Genomic DNA, 16054 nt, shown 5'->3' on the forward strand with positions numbered 1-16054 from the left:
AGTCTCATAAATTACATATGGAAACCAAAACAGAATCACACAAAGACATTTCATTCGAAACTTTTAAAAGTCAGGTACTTAACGATTACCGCATTGCGGTAACCAGCAGAGAGTGCAGTCTTCTGGGGCGTAGAGAGGTGCTTACCGGAAAAGCCAAATTCGGAATTTTCGGTGACGGAAAAGAGGTGCCGCAATTAGCGATGGCCCGAGCCTTTAGAAATGGTGATTTCAGAAGCGGTTATTACCGTGATCAAACCTTTATGATGGCTATCGGCGAATTGACGGTAAAGAACTTCTTCGCCGGACTTTATGCCCATACGGACGCTGAGAAGGAACCCATGAGCGCCGGACGTCAAATGGGTGGCCATTTCCAGACCGAATCCATCAATGCCGATGGTTCCTGGAAAGACCTCACCAAGCAAAAAAACAGCAGCTCCGATATCTCCCCCACTGCAGGGCAAATGCCAAGGTTACTTGGTTTGGCACAGGCTTCTAAAATTTACAGAAATGTAAAGGATGCAGATGCTACAGGTTTCTCCGAGAACGGAAATGAAGTTGCATGGGGAACCATTGGAAATGCCAGTACCAGTGAAGGGTTGTTTTTTGAAGCCTTTAATGCGGCAGGTGTAATGCAGGTACCTATGGTAATAAGTATCTGGGATGATGCCTACGGTATTTCTGTTCCTGCCAAATATCAGACCACTAAAGAAAATATCTCTGAGATCCTGAAAGGGTTTCAAAGAGATGGAGATCAAAACGGCTACGAGATCATAAAGGTTCAGGGATGGGATTATCCTGCCTTGATAGCGGCCTATGAAAAAGCAGGTAAAATTGCCCGCGAAGAGCACGTCCCTGTTATGATCCATGTGATCGAGCTTACCCAGCCACAGGGTCACTCCACTTCCGGTTCTCATGAACGCTACAAGAGTGAGGAGCGCCTGGAATGGGAAAAGCTTCACGATTGCAATTTGAAGATGCGCGAATGGATGCTGGAAAATGAGCTGGCCACAACTGAAGAGCTCGAAACCCTGGAGAAAGAGATCAGGAAAGAGGTTAGAAATGCCAAAAAAGAAGCCTGGAATGAATTCCTGGCTCCTATGAAAGCGTCGAAACAGGAAGTGGTAACCCTCCTGGAAAAACTCGCTGCATCCAGCAATAATAAAGCCTTTATTGATAAACTGAAAAATGACCTTATCGCCAAAGACGAACCGATCAAGCGACATGTGATCACCGCGGCGAGAAAGGCCTTAAAATACGTTGCCGGAGAAACCTCTCCGGAGAAAAAAGCACTCAAAGCCTGGATCGATCAGTATTACCAGCTCACCCAACCTGAGTACAGTTCACATCTGTACAGCGAAAACCGAAATAATGCTACGAATATTGCAGAGGTTGATGCCTCTTACGATGAGGAGGCGCAGATGGTTGACGGAAGGATCGTTATCCGTGAGAATTTTGATAAGCTTTTCAGCAAACATCCCAACAGCCTTATCTTCGGGGAAGATACCGGTAATATCGGAGATGTGAACCAGGGCCTTGAAGGTCTGCAGGATAAATACGGAGAATTAAGAATTGCGGATACCGGAATTCGGGAAGCCACCATCATAGGACAGGGCATTGGAATGGCCATGCGAGGTTTGCGCCCCATTGCCGAGATACAATATCTGGATTACATTCATTATGCACTCAATGTTCTAAGTGACGATCTTGCAACCCTGCTATACAGAAGCGCAGGAAAGCAAAAGGCCCCACTGATCGTGCGAACCAGGGGCCATCGCCTGGAAGGAATATGGCATGCCGGATCGCCAATGGGAGGGCTTATTCACCTGCTCAGAGGGATGTACATACTCACGCCCAGAAATATGACCAAGGCCGCAGGATTTTACAATACCCTGATGGAAAGTGAAGAGCCGGCCCTGGTAGTAGAGTGCCTTAACGGGTATCGTTTAAAAGAAAAACTCCCTAATAACCTTGGGGAACTCAAAACCCCTATCGGGGTGGTGGAAACCATTAAGGAAGGGAAGGATATCACTATTGTTTCCTACGGTTCAACCCTGCGCATTGTAGAACAGGTTGCCAAAGAACTCCTTGAGGTGGATATTGATGCTGAAGTCATCGATGCCCAGACTCTTCTTCCTTTTGATATTGACCATAATACGGTCAAGAGCCTGAAGAAAACCAATCGACTGCTGGTGGTAGATGAAGATGTACCCGGAGGCGCATCTGCCTATCTCATGCAGGAGATTCTTGAAAATCAGGGCGGGTACCGCTATTTAGACAGCGCTCCTCAAACTCTTACTGCAAAAGAACACAGGCCGGCTTACGCCAGTGACGGCGATTATTTCTCCAAGCCTAATGCAGAGGATATTTTCGAAAAGGTCTATGCCATGATGCATGAGGCCAACCCAAAGAAATATCCAGAATTGTAAAATAACGATCAAAAAAAATCCCGGACATATCCGGGATTTTTTTTAATACATGATCTTGAACATCAATTCTTTATAAAGGTCACCAGGAGGAAGCTGATACACCCCCACCCCTTTGGATTTAGCATCGACTTCCCTCAAGACATGAATAATATTACTCACCTTTTTCATCGGGTAATTTCTTGCTGCAGTACCTATATCCCTTAAAGGATAGGTTCCTTTTAATCCTATTGCCCTGGCTACGGCATTTTTATCATGATGACTGGGCAAACCCTGGTATGCCAAAACCTGTGCGAAAAAACTGTGCAAAAGAGCAACGGTAAGCAATACCGGATGGTCTCCGGGATTTTGTGAGAAATACTTAATGATCCTGCCTGCCTTCATCACGTCGCGTTCTGCTATGGCACTTTTAAGCTCAAAATTATTAAAGTCCTTGCTGATCCCAATATTGGTCTCTATATGCTCGGGAGTAATTACCTCGGTCCGGGGAATAATACCTTTCAGCTTTTCAAGCTCATTGGCAATACGTCCCAGATCATTCCCTAAAAATTCAACCAGCATCTCAGAAGCTTTAGGGTCTATGGTATATCCACCTCCCTTAAGTACACGTCTGATCCAATCCGGAATCTGATTGTCATAGAGTTTTTTGGCATCGAGAATAACCCCATTCTTCTGAAGGGCCTTGTAGATCTTCTTGCGTTTATCCAGAGACTTTCCCTTGTAAGCAAAAACCAATACAGTAGTGGGTTGCGGCTGTTCTGCGTAAGGCAGGAGTTTATCTATAGAACGCACCAGGTGCTGGGCCTCCCGAACCACTATCACCTGCCGCTCTGCCATCATAGGATACCGCTTGGCATTGGAGATCACTTCATCCATATCCACATCCTTTCCGTACAATATCACCTGGTTAAATCCTTTTTCTTCTTCACTTAGGATATTATTCTCGATGTATTTGGTAAGGCTGTCGATATAATAAGATTCTTCTCCCATCAAAAAATAGATGGGTCGGATCTCTCCTTTTTTAATATCAGAAACAATGCCTTTGATCTCGTTCATGATGTGTGTGTTTTCTGGGACCAGCCCCACATGACCTTTTTCTTTGTAAAATGCGGTTGAATTAGCATCTTTGTGGCATGCAGAAACTTAATTTTCCGGAATACTCCTTCCGATTCAAAAATAGGGAAAATACCCTCCAGATCTTTGATCCGGTCAGGAAAAAATTTCTGGTTTTACAGCCTGAAGAATGGGTTCGGCAGCATGTGATTCAGTTTTTGCTAGTAGAAAAAAAATGCCCACTATCCCTGGTAAATGCTGAAAAAGAACTGAAAGTGAACGGGTTGCGAAAACGTTATGATGTGGTCGTTTATAATTCAGACGGGAGTATTTTCCTGATCGTGGAATGCAAGGCTCCGGAGGTTAAAATTACCCAGGATACTTTTGATCAGATAGCCAGGTACAACCTTCGGCTCCAGGCGCAATACCTGATGATCACTAACGGATTGCAGCATTATTTCTGCAAGATGGATTACGCACTTGAAAAATACAGTTTTATCAAGGATATTCCGGCCTATATACTTTAATTTGCAAGTCTTTGAACCCTAAATACCTTACTTAACAAAACATGCACATCGCAATCGTCATCTTAAACTGGAACGGAAAGGAATTACTTAAAAGATTTCTTCCTAAGGTTCTGGATTATAGCGAAGGCGCTACGATTTATGTGGCCGACAATGCCTCTGATGATGATTCTGTCGAATACATCAAAGACAACCACCCTGAAGTAAAGATCATTAAGAACGCAGAAAACGGTGGCTTTGCCAAAGGATATAACGATGCGCTGAAAAGCGCGGAAGGAGACCTGTGGTGCCTTTTAAATTCTGATGTCGAAGTTACTCCGGGATGGCTGGAACCGATCAGGGCATTGTTTAAAGCATATCCCGACACAGCCATCGCCCAACCAAAGATCCTGGATCACAAAAAACCCGCTTTCTTTGAATATGCCGGTGCAGCCGGAGGATTCATTGACCGGTTGGGTTACCCATTTTGCAGGGGAAGAATTTTCCAGTCGCTCGAGGAAGACCATGGTCAATACGATGATATAAGGGAAATATTCTGGGCAACAGGGGCCTGCATGTTTATACGTGCTGAAATATACAGGCTGCTCGGAGGATTTGACGAAGATTATTTCGCACACCAGGAAGAGATTGACCTGTGCTGGAGGGCCCACAATAAAGGATATATGGTGAGGTATACCGGACATTCCAGGGTTTATCATGTAGGTGGAGCCACCCTGAATAACATGAACCCCCAAAAGACCTTTTTAAATTTCAGGAATTCATTATATTCCATCACGAAAAACTTGCCTAAACGAAAGGTTTTTCCTTTATTGCTGGCACGTTTGATCCTTGACGGAGTGGCAGGTTTGCACTTTCTTAGTCAGGGAAAACTTAAACATTTTTTGGCTATAATTCGCGCTCATTCAAGTTATTACAAAAACTTTATGCGGATTTTCCTTAAAAGAGATGAAATAAATAAAGACTTTAAATATTTCAGCTGCACATCCGTGGTGTGGAGTTATTACGTATATAATAAGAAATTGTTTAACCAGATTACGGACTAAGCGACCGGGACGGCAAGGGTATTTGTATTTAATAAAATATTAACGAATTCCCCCGTTTGAGGTATTGCTTTTTCTATAATTTTGCGGTAAACTGAAACTGTTAACACTTAAAATTTTAGTAAATCATTCATTATGAAAAAAATTCTTTTACTCGGTGCTGCAGGAGCCTTAATCCTTTCTTCATGTGTTTCTTCAAAGAAGTATTCTGAACTGGAATCTAAACAAAAAGAAACTCAGGATCTTTTGGACTCAGCAACTGTTAAATTAAACAGCTGTCTGGAAGACAAGGCCACCGCTGACGCTGAGCTTGCCTCGCTTAGAGAACAAAACGCCATGTTACGCGCCAATAACCAGGAGCTTATCAACAACATGGGTAACCTGACCACACTGACAACCAAAGGAGCCGAAAATCTTGAGAAATCTCTGGAAAGCCTGAGAGAGAAAGACCTGACCATTCGTAAACTTCAGGATGCAGTAACTAGAAGAGATTCTATCAACCTGGCACTCGTACAAAGCCTGAAAGGTGTACTTGGTAACCTTGACGACGAAGACATCAACATCAGCGTTGAAAAAGGTGTTGTTTACGTGAACATTTCCGACAAGCTTCTTTTCGCTTCAGGAAGTACCACAGTAACAAAAAGAGCCAAAGAGGTTTTAGGAAAAGTTGCTACTGTTGTTAAGAACAAGCCTGACTTCGAATTTATGGTTGAAGGACATACAGACAGCGATAAGGTAAAATCTACTGCTCCTTTCAAAGACAACTGGGACCTGAGTGTACTTAGAGCTACTGCAGTTGTTAGAATCCTTCAGGATGACTTCGGAGTATCTCCAGCAAGAATGACTGCTGCAGGTCGCGGAGAGTACGTTCCTGTTGCAGACAACGAGTCTAGCGAAGGAAAAGCTAAAAACAGAAGAACCCGTATCGTAGTATTACCTAAGATCGATCAGTTCTACAGCATGATTGAAGAGGGACTTACAGATCCTGAAATCAACTAAACTGTTTCAGTTCACTATAAATAAAAAGCGTTCCCATGTGGAACGCTTTTTTTATTTCAGGTCGTGAAAAATTATCCCAGGATCAGGTCTGCATCACCCTTACCCTGCCTGATCACCTCCGGTACTGCCCCGGAAAGATCGATCACCGTGGTTGGAATATTATCGCCATACCCCCCATCGATAACCACATCCACCAGTTTTTCCCATTTCTCCCTGATCAGTTCCGGATCGGTGGTATACTCTATCACTTCATCCTCGTCGTAAATTGAAGTGGAAACAATAGGATTCCCTAACTGTTCCACCAACAAACGGGCAATACTATTATCGGGCACCCTGATCCCTACGGTCTTTCTTTTCTTGAAGACCTTGGGCAGGTTATTATTACCCGGAAGAATAAATGTAAAAGGCCCGGGAAGGGCTTTTTTAAGGATCTTAAAGGTTGGGGTGTCGATCTGTCGCACATAGTCCGACAGGTTGCTCAGATCTGCGCAGATAAAGGAGAAATTTGCCTTTTCAAGCTTTACACCACGAATACGGGCAATCTGCTCCAGGGCACGTGTATTGGTAATATCGCATCCCAGTCCGTAGACCGAATCCGTCGGATAGATCACAAGGCCACCATCCCGTAAGATATCCACTACCTTTTTGATAGCACGCGGATCCGGATTCTCCTCGTAAATTCGAATTAACTGGGCCATATCGACGTCGCTTTATAAGAACAATAGTAAATGTTCCTATAAAGTTAACTTAATCTGGCGGAATATAATTATTCGAGAATGGTCAATTTCGCAAAACGAAGTAAAAGTTTCTTCACTCCCCCTGTTTCAAATTTGATCTCGGCTTTTTTGTCATTTCCGAATCCTTCCAGGCTAATAATCTCCCCTTTCCCGAATCTGCTATGCTCTACCCGCTTTCCCACTTCCAGCTCATTTATGAAATCTGAACTCGCGTTGTTCGCCTTTGGTACACCAAGATCGGGTTTGATCTTTCGCAACTTCCTGAGTTTATCTTCAGAAGGTTTATGATGCGATGGCGGGGTTCCTGCAATGGGTTTTGTAGTGCGCAGCTTACTCTTATCCACAGGGCCAAAAATATCATCATCCATCATGGGCTTATAGCGATACCCCGATGCCATCGGGGGAGTAAGATGCTCCAGGAACTCATCGTCTATTTCTTCTATAAACCTGCTGGGCTCGGCATCGATTAGTTTTCCCCAACGGTACCTGCTCACAGTATAAGTGAGATAGGCCTGCTTCTCTGCCCGGGTCAGGGCCACATAGAACAAGCGCCTTTCCTCCTCCAGTTCACTACGGGTGTTCATGCTCATGGCAGAAGGAAAGAGATCTTCTTCCATACCAACTATATAGACATAGGGAAACTCCAAACCTTTTGCCAAATGGATGGTCATAAGCGCAACCCGGTCGTCATCACCGGTATCCTGATCCAGGTCGGTTGCCAGGGCCACATCCTCTAAAAACTCACTGAGGTTTCCTGTGGCATCAGCCAGTTCCTTTTGCCCCTCAACAAAATCCTGTATCCCGTTTAACAGCTCCTCAACATTTTCCATCCGCTGTATTCCCTCCGGGGTACCATCCTTTTTGAACTCCTGTAAAATTCCGGTTTGTTTGGCTACCTGTTCAGCCAGTTGAAAGGCATCCACAGATTGGTTGGCGACCTGAAAGCTGCGGATCATCGTTACAAAATCTTCCAGTTTTCGCTTTGTGCCCCCGTGAATTTTAAGATCGATCTTATCGAGATTAGCCATAACCTCGAAAATGGATCTTTTGTAGTGATTTGCAGCTACAGTAAGCTTCTCAACAGTAGTCTGGCCTATCCCTCTTGCCGGGAAGTTAATAACCCTTTTCAGCGCCTCTTCATCTTTAGGATTAATGACCAGGCGAAGGTAAGACAGCACATCCTTGATCTCCTTACGCTGGTAGAAAGACAATCCTCCATAGATACGATAGGGAATATCCTTTCTCCTGAGGGCATCCTCAATAGCTCTTGACTGGGAATTGGTTCTGTACAACACTGCAAAATCCCCATAGGTCAGTTGCTTTTGCATGGCGTTTTCAAAAACGGATGACGCCACAAACCTTCCTTCTTCAGCATCTGTATCCGAACGGTGCACTTTAATGAGATTCCCGTCATCATTGGCGGTCCAAACCACCTTATCCAACCGGCTCTTATTTTTTTCGATCACAGAATTTGCCGCCCTTACAATATTCCCGGTTGAGCGGTAATTCTGTTCCAGGCGATACATGGCTACGTTATCATAATCTTTTTGAAAGTTCAGGATGTTGTTGATGTTCGCACCCCGAAAAGCATAAATACTTTGGGCGTCGTCGCCTACCACACATATATTCTGGTACCTGTCGCTAAGCGCCTTCACTATAAGGTATTGCGAATGATTGGTATCCTGGTACTCATCCACCAGGATATAGCGAAAACGATCCTGGTATTTAGCGAGCACCTCTGGAAACCTGGTCAGCAATTCATTGGTTTTCAGTAAGAGGTCATCAAAATCCATGGCCCCCGCCTTAAAACACCTTTCGCAATATTCATTATAGATCTCTCCCATCCGTGGTCTTTTGGCCATGGCATCGGCCTCCATCAGATCCGGATTGTTGAAATATGCCTTTACGGTGATCAGACTGTTCTTAAAGGATGAGATCCTGCTTTGTACCTGCTTGTACTTATACACATCTTTATCCAGACCCATCTCCTTGATAATAGCACTTATCAGGCGTTGAGAATCCTGGGTATCGTAAATGGTGAAATTATTGGGATACCCCAGCTTATCACCCTCGATCCTGAGGATCTTTGCGAAAACCGAGTGAAAGGTACCCATCCAAAGATTTTTGGCTTCACTACTTCCTACAATAGAGGCAATACGCCCCTTCATCTCACGCGCTGCCTTGTTGGTAAAGGTAAGTGCCAGGATATTAAACGGATCTACCCCCTGATACATCAGGTAGGCAATACGATAAGTTAACACCCGGGTTTTTCCGGATCCCGCGCCGGCAATTACCATTAATGCACCATCCTTATGTAAAACAGGCGCCCTTTGCGCATCATTCAGTTCAGCTATATAATTCTCCAAGACCTAACGCTTTAATTTTCTGAAATTTACATTCTCACATGTTCCCTGCAGGAATATCCGCATGGTACTCCTCACAAAAATTGCGACAATTTAACCAATACCTGCCTATTTCAGGCGATGTAATTTGATAATTTATAAACATCATGGATGATTATATTATATTAGCATTAAAACCAAAAACATGAATAAAAACCTACTGCTTTTTTCCTTCCTCCTTCTATCTGGATTTTTCGGCACATACGCACAGCTTCAGACCAAAACAGGCCCCATGTCCAAAAATTTCGGGCCGGTCTACCCGGTTCCCGAAGCTAATTTCCGCACAGATAAAAGCGCGAAGTTCCATGCCGTTTTTGATGTCAGCAGAAAACCGGCTGATTCCTCCCGGGTAAATCCCAGCTTAGAAACCGCAGCCCGTTACCTGAATCTACACCTGCAAAATGGATTTGAAAAGCAAAACCTGAAGGTGGCCATGGTGATTCATGGAAAAGCAGTAAAGGATCTACTGCTATCCGAATCTTACCAGCAGGAATTCGGCATCGATAATCCAAACCTGCCATTGGTGCGCACCCTGATCGAGGCAGGGGTAGAATTGGTGCTTTGCGGGCAGTCTTCTGCCTACCACGGAGTACAACTGTCCGAGACGATTCCGGGAACCCAAATGGCCCTCTCAGCAATGACCGCTTTGGTGCAACTTCAAAATGAAGGGTACCGGTTAATTCACTTTTAGTAGTTTTCAATACAACACAAAGGCATGCACGAATCTTCCATTTTATTTCTCAACTTTAAGATCAGGATAGTCGACCTTAGTAAACCAACGGGCTTTTAATACATGCCTCCATTAATAAAATGATATTCCTCCACCACCAATACCGTTAAAATAGCAGGCGATCTCGAGAGATAGTGCCGATGAGTAGATAAAAAATAATACCGACCCATGAAAAAATTTAAAATGAAAAATATTTTACCAGTCCTGATTGCAGTCATTTGTTCCGGCATTTCCGGATTACACGCCCAGAAGAACGTGGATGGTGCTATTGCAGACATTGAACAAAAGGTAATTGAATGGCGGCATTACTTCCATCAAAATCCTGAATTGTCTAACCGGGAATTCAACACTTCCACTAAAATTGCTGAACATCTCAGGTCACTCGGACTCGAAGTAAAAACAGGCGTTGCCAAAACAGGCGTTGTGGGAATATTAAAAGGGAAAGCTTCGGGAAAAGTTATCGCCCTGAGAGCAGATATCGATGCCCTTCCTGTAACCGAACGTACGGAGGTCCCCTTTAAATCTACAGTGACCACCAACTATTTAGGAAAGGAAACCGGGGTTATGCACGCATGCGGACACGACACCCATATTGCCATTCTTATGGGGGTGGCTGAAGTCTTATCCAGGAACAATGATTTTGCCGGTACGGTAAAGTTTATTTTTCAGCCTGCAGAAGAAGGCGCACCTCCGGGGGAAGAAGGAGGAGCAGAACTTATGGTTAAGGAAGGGGTTCTCAGGAATCCGGATGTAGAAGCTATTTTCGGATTACACATCAGCTCGGATACCCCTGTTGGACACATCGGATACAAGTCGGGAGGAGCCATGGCTGCATCCCAGCGTTTTGTTATCGATGTAAAAGGAAAACAGACGCACGGTTCTGCACCCTGGAACGGAACTGACCCTATTATGGTATCTGCTCAGATCATCAACGGGATGCAAACCCTGGTGAGCCGGGAAATGGAGCTCACCAAGGAAGCAGCAGTGGTCTCCGTTGGCAAGATCGCTGGTGGTGTGAGAAACAATATCATCCCTGAACGTGTAGAAATGGTAGGGACGATCCGGACTCTTGATTACGATATGCAGGCCAAACTCAATCAGCGTTTGAAAGAAATGGTACCAGCCATTGCTGCCGCCTATAATGCCGAGGCAAGTATCGATATTGCCTCGGGTTACCCTATCACCTATAACGATCCGGAACTTACCAGGTAAATGCTTCCAGCTCTTATCAAAACCGCCGGAGAGGCAAATGTAAAGGAAGAGAATGCTACCACCGGGGCTGAAGATTTTTCATTTTTCGCGAAGGAAATACCGGGATTTTATTTTTTTATCGGTGGAAAACCAGCAGATGCGGCTCCTGATGCTTATTTCCCTCATCACACCCCTGACTTTTATGTAGACGATAGTGGAATGCTTACCGGGGTAAAGGCTTTCATCAATATTGTGTATGATTACCTGCAGCCGGATAAGTAATAACAAGCAGTGTTCAGCCACGTGAAGGGATCGTTCGGGATGCCGGAATAAATCACCTTAACCCTCAGGTCAATGGTATAGCTGAGGATGAATATTTAAAAAAGTAAGAACGAAATAGTATTATTGCATTTAAAATATCAAGAACAACCATGTACGAATCTAAAATCATCGAACTTTTATTTTATCTCTTGCCTGCACTTATCACCGGGCTTATCGCTTATTACTTCTTTAACCTTCACACCAGGAACGAAGAAGGAAGAAGACGATTTCTGTTACATAAAGAAACCAAAAAGAATGCCCTGCCCCTTCGGCTACAAGCCTATGAGCGCATGGCCCTGTTTCTGGAGCGCATAAATCCTGCAAAGCTCCTGGTTCGAATTGCTCCGGCATCAGCAGATAAGGATCAATATGAATCCCTTCTGATATCGACCATAGAGAACGAATTCGACCACAATATTTCCCAGCAGATCTATATCTCAGATGAGTGCTGGAATGTGATCAAAGCCTCTAAAAATGCCACGATCCAACTTATCAGAAAGGCGGGAATGCAGTCCGATTCTGCTTCCAAATTAAGAGAAGGGCTTTTAAATGAACTTCTGGATAAGCAACCCCCATCGAATGCAGCTCTGGGGTATATTAAAAAGGAGGTAGGAGAGCTCTGGTAATATTATCCGGCCAGGTCAATGCTTTTAGCGTGGTCTGACTTTAATTTTTCGGTGCGAATGGCTGCATACTCCTTACCCTGTGCCCACCAGTCGGTCATAAGTTTTTTATTGAAATAAAGGGAGTTTTCCGTAAGGCGGGTTGGGGTGAAATAGATATTTAATTTTACATCCTTATTCATTGCTGCCAGCCGGCCTTCAATGATATCGTGGGATTCCAACTGATCAAGAACAAAGGAATAGAGATTCACCAGAAGAGAGAAGGGATTTTTACCCAAAACCTTGGAATGTTCCTTATTCTCGGTTTCCAAGATTATGGCATCCACCTCCGTGGCACCTCTTTTGATGGCTTCCCGAATGGGGATCACGCAGCCCAGACCACCATCTGCGTACTCATGTCCGTCTTTTTTTGCTAAAGACATAAAAGGCACGTAATTACAACTCATCCAGATCCAGTCACAAAAGTCTTCATAATCAAAATCATTAATAGACTTGTATTCCACACGATTCATGGAAAGATTGGAAACAGTGACCACAACATCTTTACTGCGCTCTTTTAATCTGTAGAATTCCTCCGGAGAAAGGGTGCGGCGAATATTTCGAAGCAGGTTCTTGCTCTCACCGAAAGTGCGTTTCCCTTTTATAAGCTGCCAAAGTACATTGAGGTGATTTATGGCTACATACTCCTTATCCCCTTTCTTTTTAACCACAAAAGGGTTTTTGCTGAAGATTGACCGCTGATTCACCGAAGTGTACATATCATACACTTTGTTGATATTGCCCAGGGCCAGGTGTGGGATTAAAAGACTACCCGTTGATGTTCCAAGATACAGCTCGTAATTTCGCTTTTCCTGTTCGATAAGATACTGAGCAACTCCTCCGGCGAAAGCTCCTTTGCTTCCTCCGCCGCTAATAACCAAGGCTTTCATAAAATTTCCAATTGACTTGTTTGCTGGCTTTGGAACTGTGCAAATTCATACCCTCGCTCCCACCATTCGGACATTCGTTCTTGGTTAAAGATAAGGGAATTTGTAGTTAATACAGTTGGGGTGTAATAGAAATTTATAATTGCATCATTGTGAGTTGCTGCAAATTTACCGATCCTTATATTCTGTTTTTCAATACGATCCAGCATAAAGGAAAACATATTGGTAAGCAATCCGAAGGGGTTTCGAGACGGCATACGGTTCAATTGCGTTACCTCTGTTTGCAAAATAATCGCATCCACTACCTTCGCTCCCCGCCTGATGGCCTCTTCAATTGGCACCATACACCCCATGCCTCCATCTGCGTATTCACATCCGTTGCGACGGGCGAGAGACATGAAAGGGGTATAATTGCAGGAGATCCAGATCCAGTCAGTGTAAGATTCGTAGTCGAAATCGTTAATGGAAATGTACTCTACCTGATTCAGGGAAAGATTGGATACGGTAACCACAACTTCCTGGAGTGAATTTCTAAGGGCATTGAAATCCTCCTTGGTGAAGGTTCTCTTTATCAATGCCTTAAGCTGGTGGCTCTCACCAAAGGTTTTGCTTCCGCTGAGGATGTTTCTCAACACGTTCACATGGTTAATGGCGATCTGTTCGACCCCGTACTTTTTTCGAATCACAAAAGGGCAAACGCTGAAAATATCGTCATTCGTAACCGAGGTGTACACCTTTTTTATTTCCCTTACCTTTTTAAGAGCCATATGATTCACGAGAAGGCTTCCTGTTGAGGTCCCGATATACAACCCGTACTCCCGCCTGAGATCTTCGATCAAATATTGCGCAACTCCTCCGGCAAAGGCTCCTTTGCTCCCTCCTCCTGATATTACTAATGCTCTCATAAAATCAATTCTAGGGTTTATTTGGTGCCGGAAATAACCGCTTCCATTCTGGTTTCGATAGTATCCTTCAATGGTGATTTTAAGTCAGGTAAAATACTCCTTATCTGGATCCTGGTTTCCGGGTTCGACAGCAGCCGGTCCATCATACTTTTGCAAAACCTCGAAAATTGCCAGGCCGGGTGATGCATACCCTGCATCAAATTCAGATAAGAAGCCCTGGTAAAACCCCCGATCTCATACAGCATGTTAAAAGCCTGTTGCCTGGTATCAAAAGGGTAACCCGGACCTGTATAGGCGGTTAAGTCCCCGAAGTATCGCTGTGTAAGCTCCGGATCGTCAAAAGTAAACAAAGCAAGGGCCAGCCACAGCATACGAAGCGAATGATCTTCAAAACCGATCAGCGCTTCTGTTTCCCTTAAATAACGCGAGCGATCTTCAGGATACTCGATCCATAATTTCATTAATGCCTCCTGTACCGTTATGTAACTTGGGTCTTCCAGGAGCAATTCAAATTCCTGCTTTAATGTAACGCCGATGCTGTCTGCTGATTTGGCTACCCCTGCGCGGACGTAACCATCACCTTCCTTTAGGGCATAAAGCCACAGGGAGTCCCTGTACCTGCGTGGCCAATAGGCAGATCGTTCGGTTATCAATTGTTTCAACGGGTAAAAGGAATCTGATTTAAGGGCGTTTTTGGACTCGTTAAAAAGCACCACGGGGGGAGCATTATCCTCCTCTATCTCCATGTATCGCGCAATAAAAGCATTCCTCTTCAAGCTTTGGATAGCCTCCGCTGCCGGAAACTCGGGTTGCTCCAGCCATGTCTCGCGAAATTCCTGCAGGTTAACTTCCGTATAGCCCGACAACACCTCCAAAAGGTCCTCCGTCGTGGCATTTTTGAATGCGTAGGCATTGAGAAATGCCTTTATTCCTTCCCGGAACGCCATTTCACCCATTCGCTCTCTGAGGATATGCAGCGCCCATGCCCCCTTTTCATAAAAGGTCAGACTCCCGGCTTCAGGGTCAAGTAACGACTCTCCGTTCGTGTTATCGGAAAGTGCAATAAGCTGCCTGGCTGTGCCATACAGTTTCCAGTAATAGTGATCTTCCCCAAAGATCATTTTTTCAGTGAGCAAGGCATAGTAGGTGGCAAAACCTTCCTGCAGCCAGTGGTGCTTTCCGCTTTCTTCTGTTACCAGATTACCAAACCAATGATGTGCCAGCTCATGCGCATTCACATTCACGTAGTTCCTGTCGGTGAATCCTCTGGAATCTGTGATATAATTATCTGAAAAAATGGTCAGCGTTACATTTTCCATCCCGGCATATAAAAAATCCCTCACCGGTACCTGTTTATAATTTACCCAGGGATATGGAACACCCGTTTCTTTCTCCAGGAAATCAAAGATTTGCCGTGTATACCTGTAAGTGGCCTCCACCCTGCTACTGTCTGAAGGATAATAATAGAGATGGATGGGAACTCCCGAAGACGACCGAATTTCCCGTTTATCGTACAGTCCGCCTACAAATGCCAGTAAATAACTACTGACGGGATTTTTCATTTCATACTGCCAAATGCTCTCGTCCTTCTCATGTACTACCTTTCGCAATTCCCCGTTTGCAATTACCTGGTAATCGCGGGGAAACCGGACATCCAAAGAAAATCTGACCTTTTCATTCATGTCGTCAAAAGAGGGCACCCATGATGAAGTGTATTTGCCCTGGCCCTGAGTCCATACCTGCCTTCCGCCTTCCCCATTAACCACAAGGTTATCCTCTGAAGGATACCCGGAACGCCATCCCGGAAAATACACAGCACTTTCAGGATGGGCCTTATAGATTATCTTTAAACCTTTATAGCGTCCGCGATCAAGAGAAAGGTCCAGTACAAGGCTTTTATTATAAGTCCTGAACCCTATTTCCCTTTCCCTGAAGGTCACTTTAAGAATATCCAGGTTCCTGGAAGAAAGCAGGATACTGTCTACTGGTTTGAGCACCCTGAAATTATACAATACCTCCCCTGCTATTTCCTGTGCAGCAGGATTTACCGCTATATTGATCTTACCTTCCGTAAAATCCACAGCGTCTCCATTCTGAGCAAAAAAGGAAACCGAAAACAGCAGACTGAAATACAGAAGAAATTGTTTCATTTATATGATCTTAAGCAATTACCCCTACAA

The 16054-nt window shown here is 44.4% G+C and carries 12 protein-coding genes and 1 pseudogene; 7 read left to right on the forward strand and 6 right to left on the reverse strand.

Annotated elements, in window-relative coordinates:
• The first annotated feature begins 17 nt into the window (after positions 1-17).
• Positions 18-2426 (forward strand): alpha-ketoacid dehydrogenase subunit alpha/beta, encoded by a 2409-nt coding sequence (locus tag K7R11_RS10475; protein ID WP_224490555.1) that lies wholly within the window; start codon positions 18-20, stop codon positions 2424-2426.
• Positions 2427-2468: 42 nt separating this feature from the next.
• Here K7R11_RS10475 and holA read toward each other — a convergent pair whose 3' ends face one another.
• Entirely contained in the window at positions 2469-3479 is a 1011-nt protein-coding gene (gene holA / locus K7R11_RS10480) for a DNA polymerase III subunit delta (protein WP_224490558.1), read from the reverse strand.
• Between the two features lie 77 nt (positions 3480-3556).
• Between holA and K7R11_RS10485 the strand changes: the two genes are divergently transcribed.
• The 3 genes from K7R11_RS10485 to K7R11_RS10495 all read left to right on the forward strand — a co-directional run bounded on the left by K7R11_RS10485 (position 3557) and on the right by K7R11_RS10495 (position 6039).
• Positions 3557-4003 (forward strand): type I restriction enzyme HsdR N-terminal domain-containing protein, encoded by a 447-nt coding sequence (locus tag K7R11_RS10485; protein WP_224490560.1) that lies wholly within the window; start codon positions 3557-3559, stop codon positions 4001-4003.
• Between the two features lie 41 nt (positions 4004-4044).
• Positions 4045-5043: a glycosyltransferase family 2 protein gene (locus K7R11_RS10490; protein ID WP_224490562.1), complete on the forward strand. Its 999-nt coding sequence runs from the start codon at positions 4045-4047 to the stop codon at positions 5041-5043.
• A 132-nt stretch (positions 5044-5175) separates the two neighbouring features.
• Positions 5176-6039: an OmpA/MotB family protein gene (locus K7R11_RS10495; protein WP_224490564.1), complete on the forward strand. Its 864-nt coding sequence runs from the start codon at positions 5176-5178 to the stop codon at positions 6037-6039.
• Positions 6040-6110: 71 nt separating this feature from the next.
• Here K7R11_RS10495 and K7R11_RS10500 read toward each other — a convergent pair whose 3' ends face one another.
• Positions 6111-6737 (reverse strand): L-threonylcarbamoyladenylate synthase, encoded by a 627-nt coding sequence (locus tag K7R11_RS10500; protein ID WP_224490567.1) that lies wholly within the window; start codon positions 6735-6737, stop codon positions 6111-6113.
• Between the two features lie 68 nt (positions 6738-6805).
• Entirely contained in the window at positions 6806-9142 is a 2337-nt protein-coding gene (locus K7R11_RS10505; protein ID WP_224490570.1) for an ATP-dependent helicase, read from the reverse strand.
• A 181-nt stretch (positions 9143-9323) separates the two neighbouring features.
• On the opposite strand from K7R11_RS10505, the gene K7R11_RS10510 reads away from it, so the two are divergent.
• The 3 genes and pseudogenes from K7R11_RS10510 to K7R11_RS10520 all read left to right on the forward strand — a co-directional run bounded on the left by K7R11_RS10510 (position 9324) and on the right by K7R11_RS10520 (position 12046).
• Positions 9324-9869, forward strand: a complete 546-nt coding sequence (locus K7R11_RS10510; RefSeq protein ID WP_224490571.1) for a DsrE family protein — start codon at positions 9324-9326, stop codon at positions 9867-9869.
• 222 nt (positions 9870-10091) lie between these two features.
• Positions 10092-11381, forward strand: a pseudogene (locus K7R11_RS10515) (amidohydrolase).
• Between the two features lie 149 nt (positions 11382-11530).
• Positions 11531-12046: a DUF7935 family protein gene (locus K7R11_RS10520; protein ID WP_224490572.1), complete on the forward strand. Its 516-nt coding sequence runs from the start codon at positions 11531-11533 to the stop codon at positions 12044-12046.
• Positions 12047-12048: 2 nt separating this feature from the next.
• Here the strand turns inward: K7R11_RS10520 and K7R11_RS10525 are convergent, their stop codons facing one another.
• The 3 genes from K7R11_RS10525 to K7R11_RS10535 are packed head-to-tail and all read right to left on the reverse strand — an operon-like array spanning position 12049 to position 16024.
• A complete protein-coding gene (locus tag K7R11_RS10525; RefSeq protein ID WP_224490573.1) occupies positions 12049-12972 on the reverse strand; it encodes a patatin-like phospholipase family protein in 924 nt (307 codons plus the stop codon).
• The gene (locus K7R11_RS10530) at positions 12969-13874 is read right to left on the reverse strand and encodes a patatin-like phospholipase family protein (RefSeq protein ID WP_224490575.1); all 906 of its coding nucleotides are present in this window, start codon (positions 13872-13874) and stop codon (positions 12969-12971) included. Before K7R11_RS10530 ends, K7R11_RS10525 begins: the two co-directional genes overlap by 4 nt.
• A gap of 17 nt (positions 13875-13891) precedes the next feature.
• Positions 13892-16024, reverse strand: a complete 2133-nt coding sequence (locus K7R11_RS10535; protein WP_224490577.1) for a M1 family metallopeptidase — start codon at positions 16022-16024, stop codon at positions 13892-13894.
• Positions 16025-16054: the final 30 nt, after the last annotated feature.

It is taken from the genome of Robertkochia flava (assembly GCF_020166515.1).
Taxonomy (GTDB): domain Bacteria; phylum Bacteroidota; class Bacteroidia; order Flavobacteriales; family Flavobacteriaceae; genus Robertkochia; species Robertkochia flava.

Coding starts and splice junctions, on each gene's coding strand:
- K7R11_RS10475 (WP_224490555.1), top strand. CDS start 18: ATGGAAACCAAAACAGAATCACACAAAGACATTTCATTCGAAACTTTT.
- holA (WP_224490558.1), bottom strand. CDS start 3,479: ATGAACGAGATCAAAGGCATTGTTTCTGATATTAAAAAAGGAGAGATC.
- K7R11_RS10485 (WP_224490560.1), top strand. CDS start 3,557: ATGCAGAAACTTAATTTTCCGGAATACTCCTTCCGATTCAAAAATAGG.
- K7R11_RS10490 (WP_224490562.1), top strand. CDS start 4,045: ATGCACATCGCAATCGTCATCTTAAACTGGAACGGAAAGGAATTACTT.
- K7R11_RS10495 (WP_224490564.1), top strand. CDS start 5,176: ATGAAAAAAATTCTTTTACTCGGTGCTGCAGGAGCCTTAATCCTTTCT.
- K7R11_RS10500 (WP_224490567.1), bottom strand. CDS start 6,737: ATGGCCCAGTTAATTCGAATTTACGAGGAGAATCCGGATCCGCGTGCT.
- K7R11_RS10510 (WP_224490571.1), top strand. CDS start 9,324: ATGAATAAAAACCTACTGCTTTTTTCCTTCCTCCTTCTATCTGGATTT.
- K7R11_RS10520 (WP_224490572.1), top strand. CDS start 11,531: ATGTACGAATCTAAAATCATCGAACTTTTATTTTATCTCTTGCCTGCA.
- K7R11_RS10525 (WP_224490573.1), bottom strand. CDS start 12,972: ATGAAAGCCTTGGTTATTAGCGGCGGAGGAAGCAAAGGAGCTTTCGCC.
- K7R11_RS10530 (WP_224490575.1), bottom strand. CDS start 13,874: ATGAGAGCATTAGTAATATCAGGAGGAGGGAGCAAAGGAGCCTTTGCC.
- K7R11_RS10535 (WP_224490577.1), bottom strand. CDS start 16,024: ATGAAACAATTTCTTCTGTATTTCAGTCTGCTGTTTTCGGTTTCCTTT.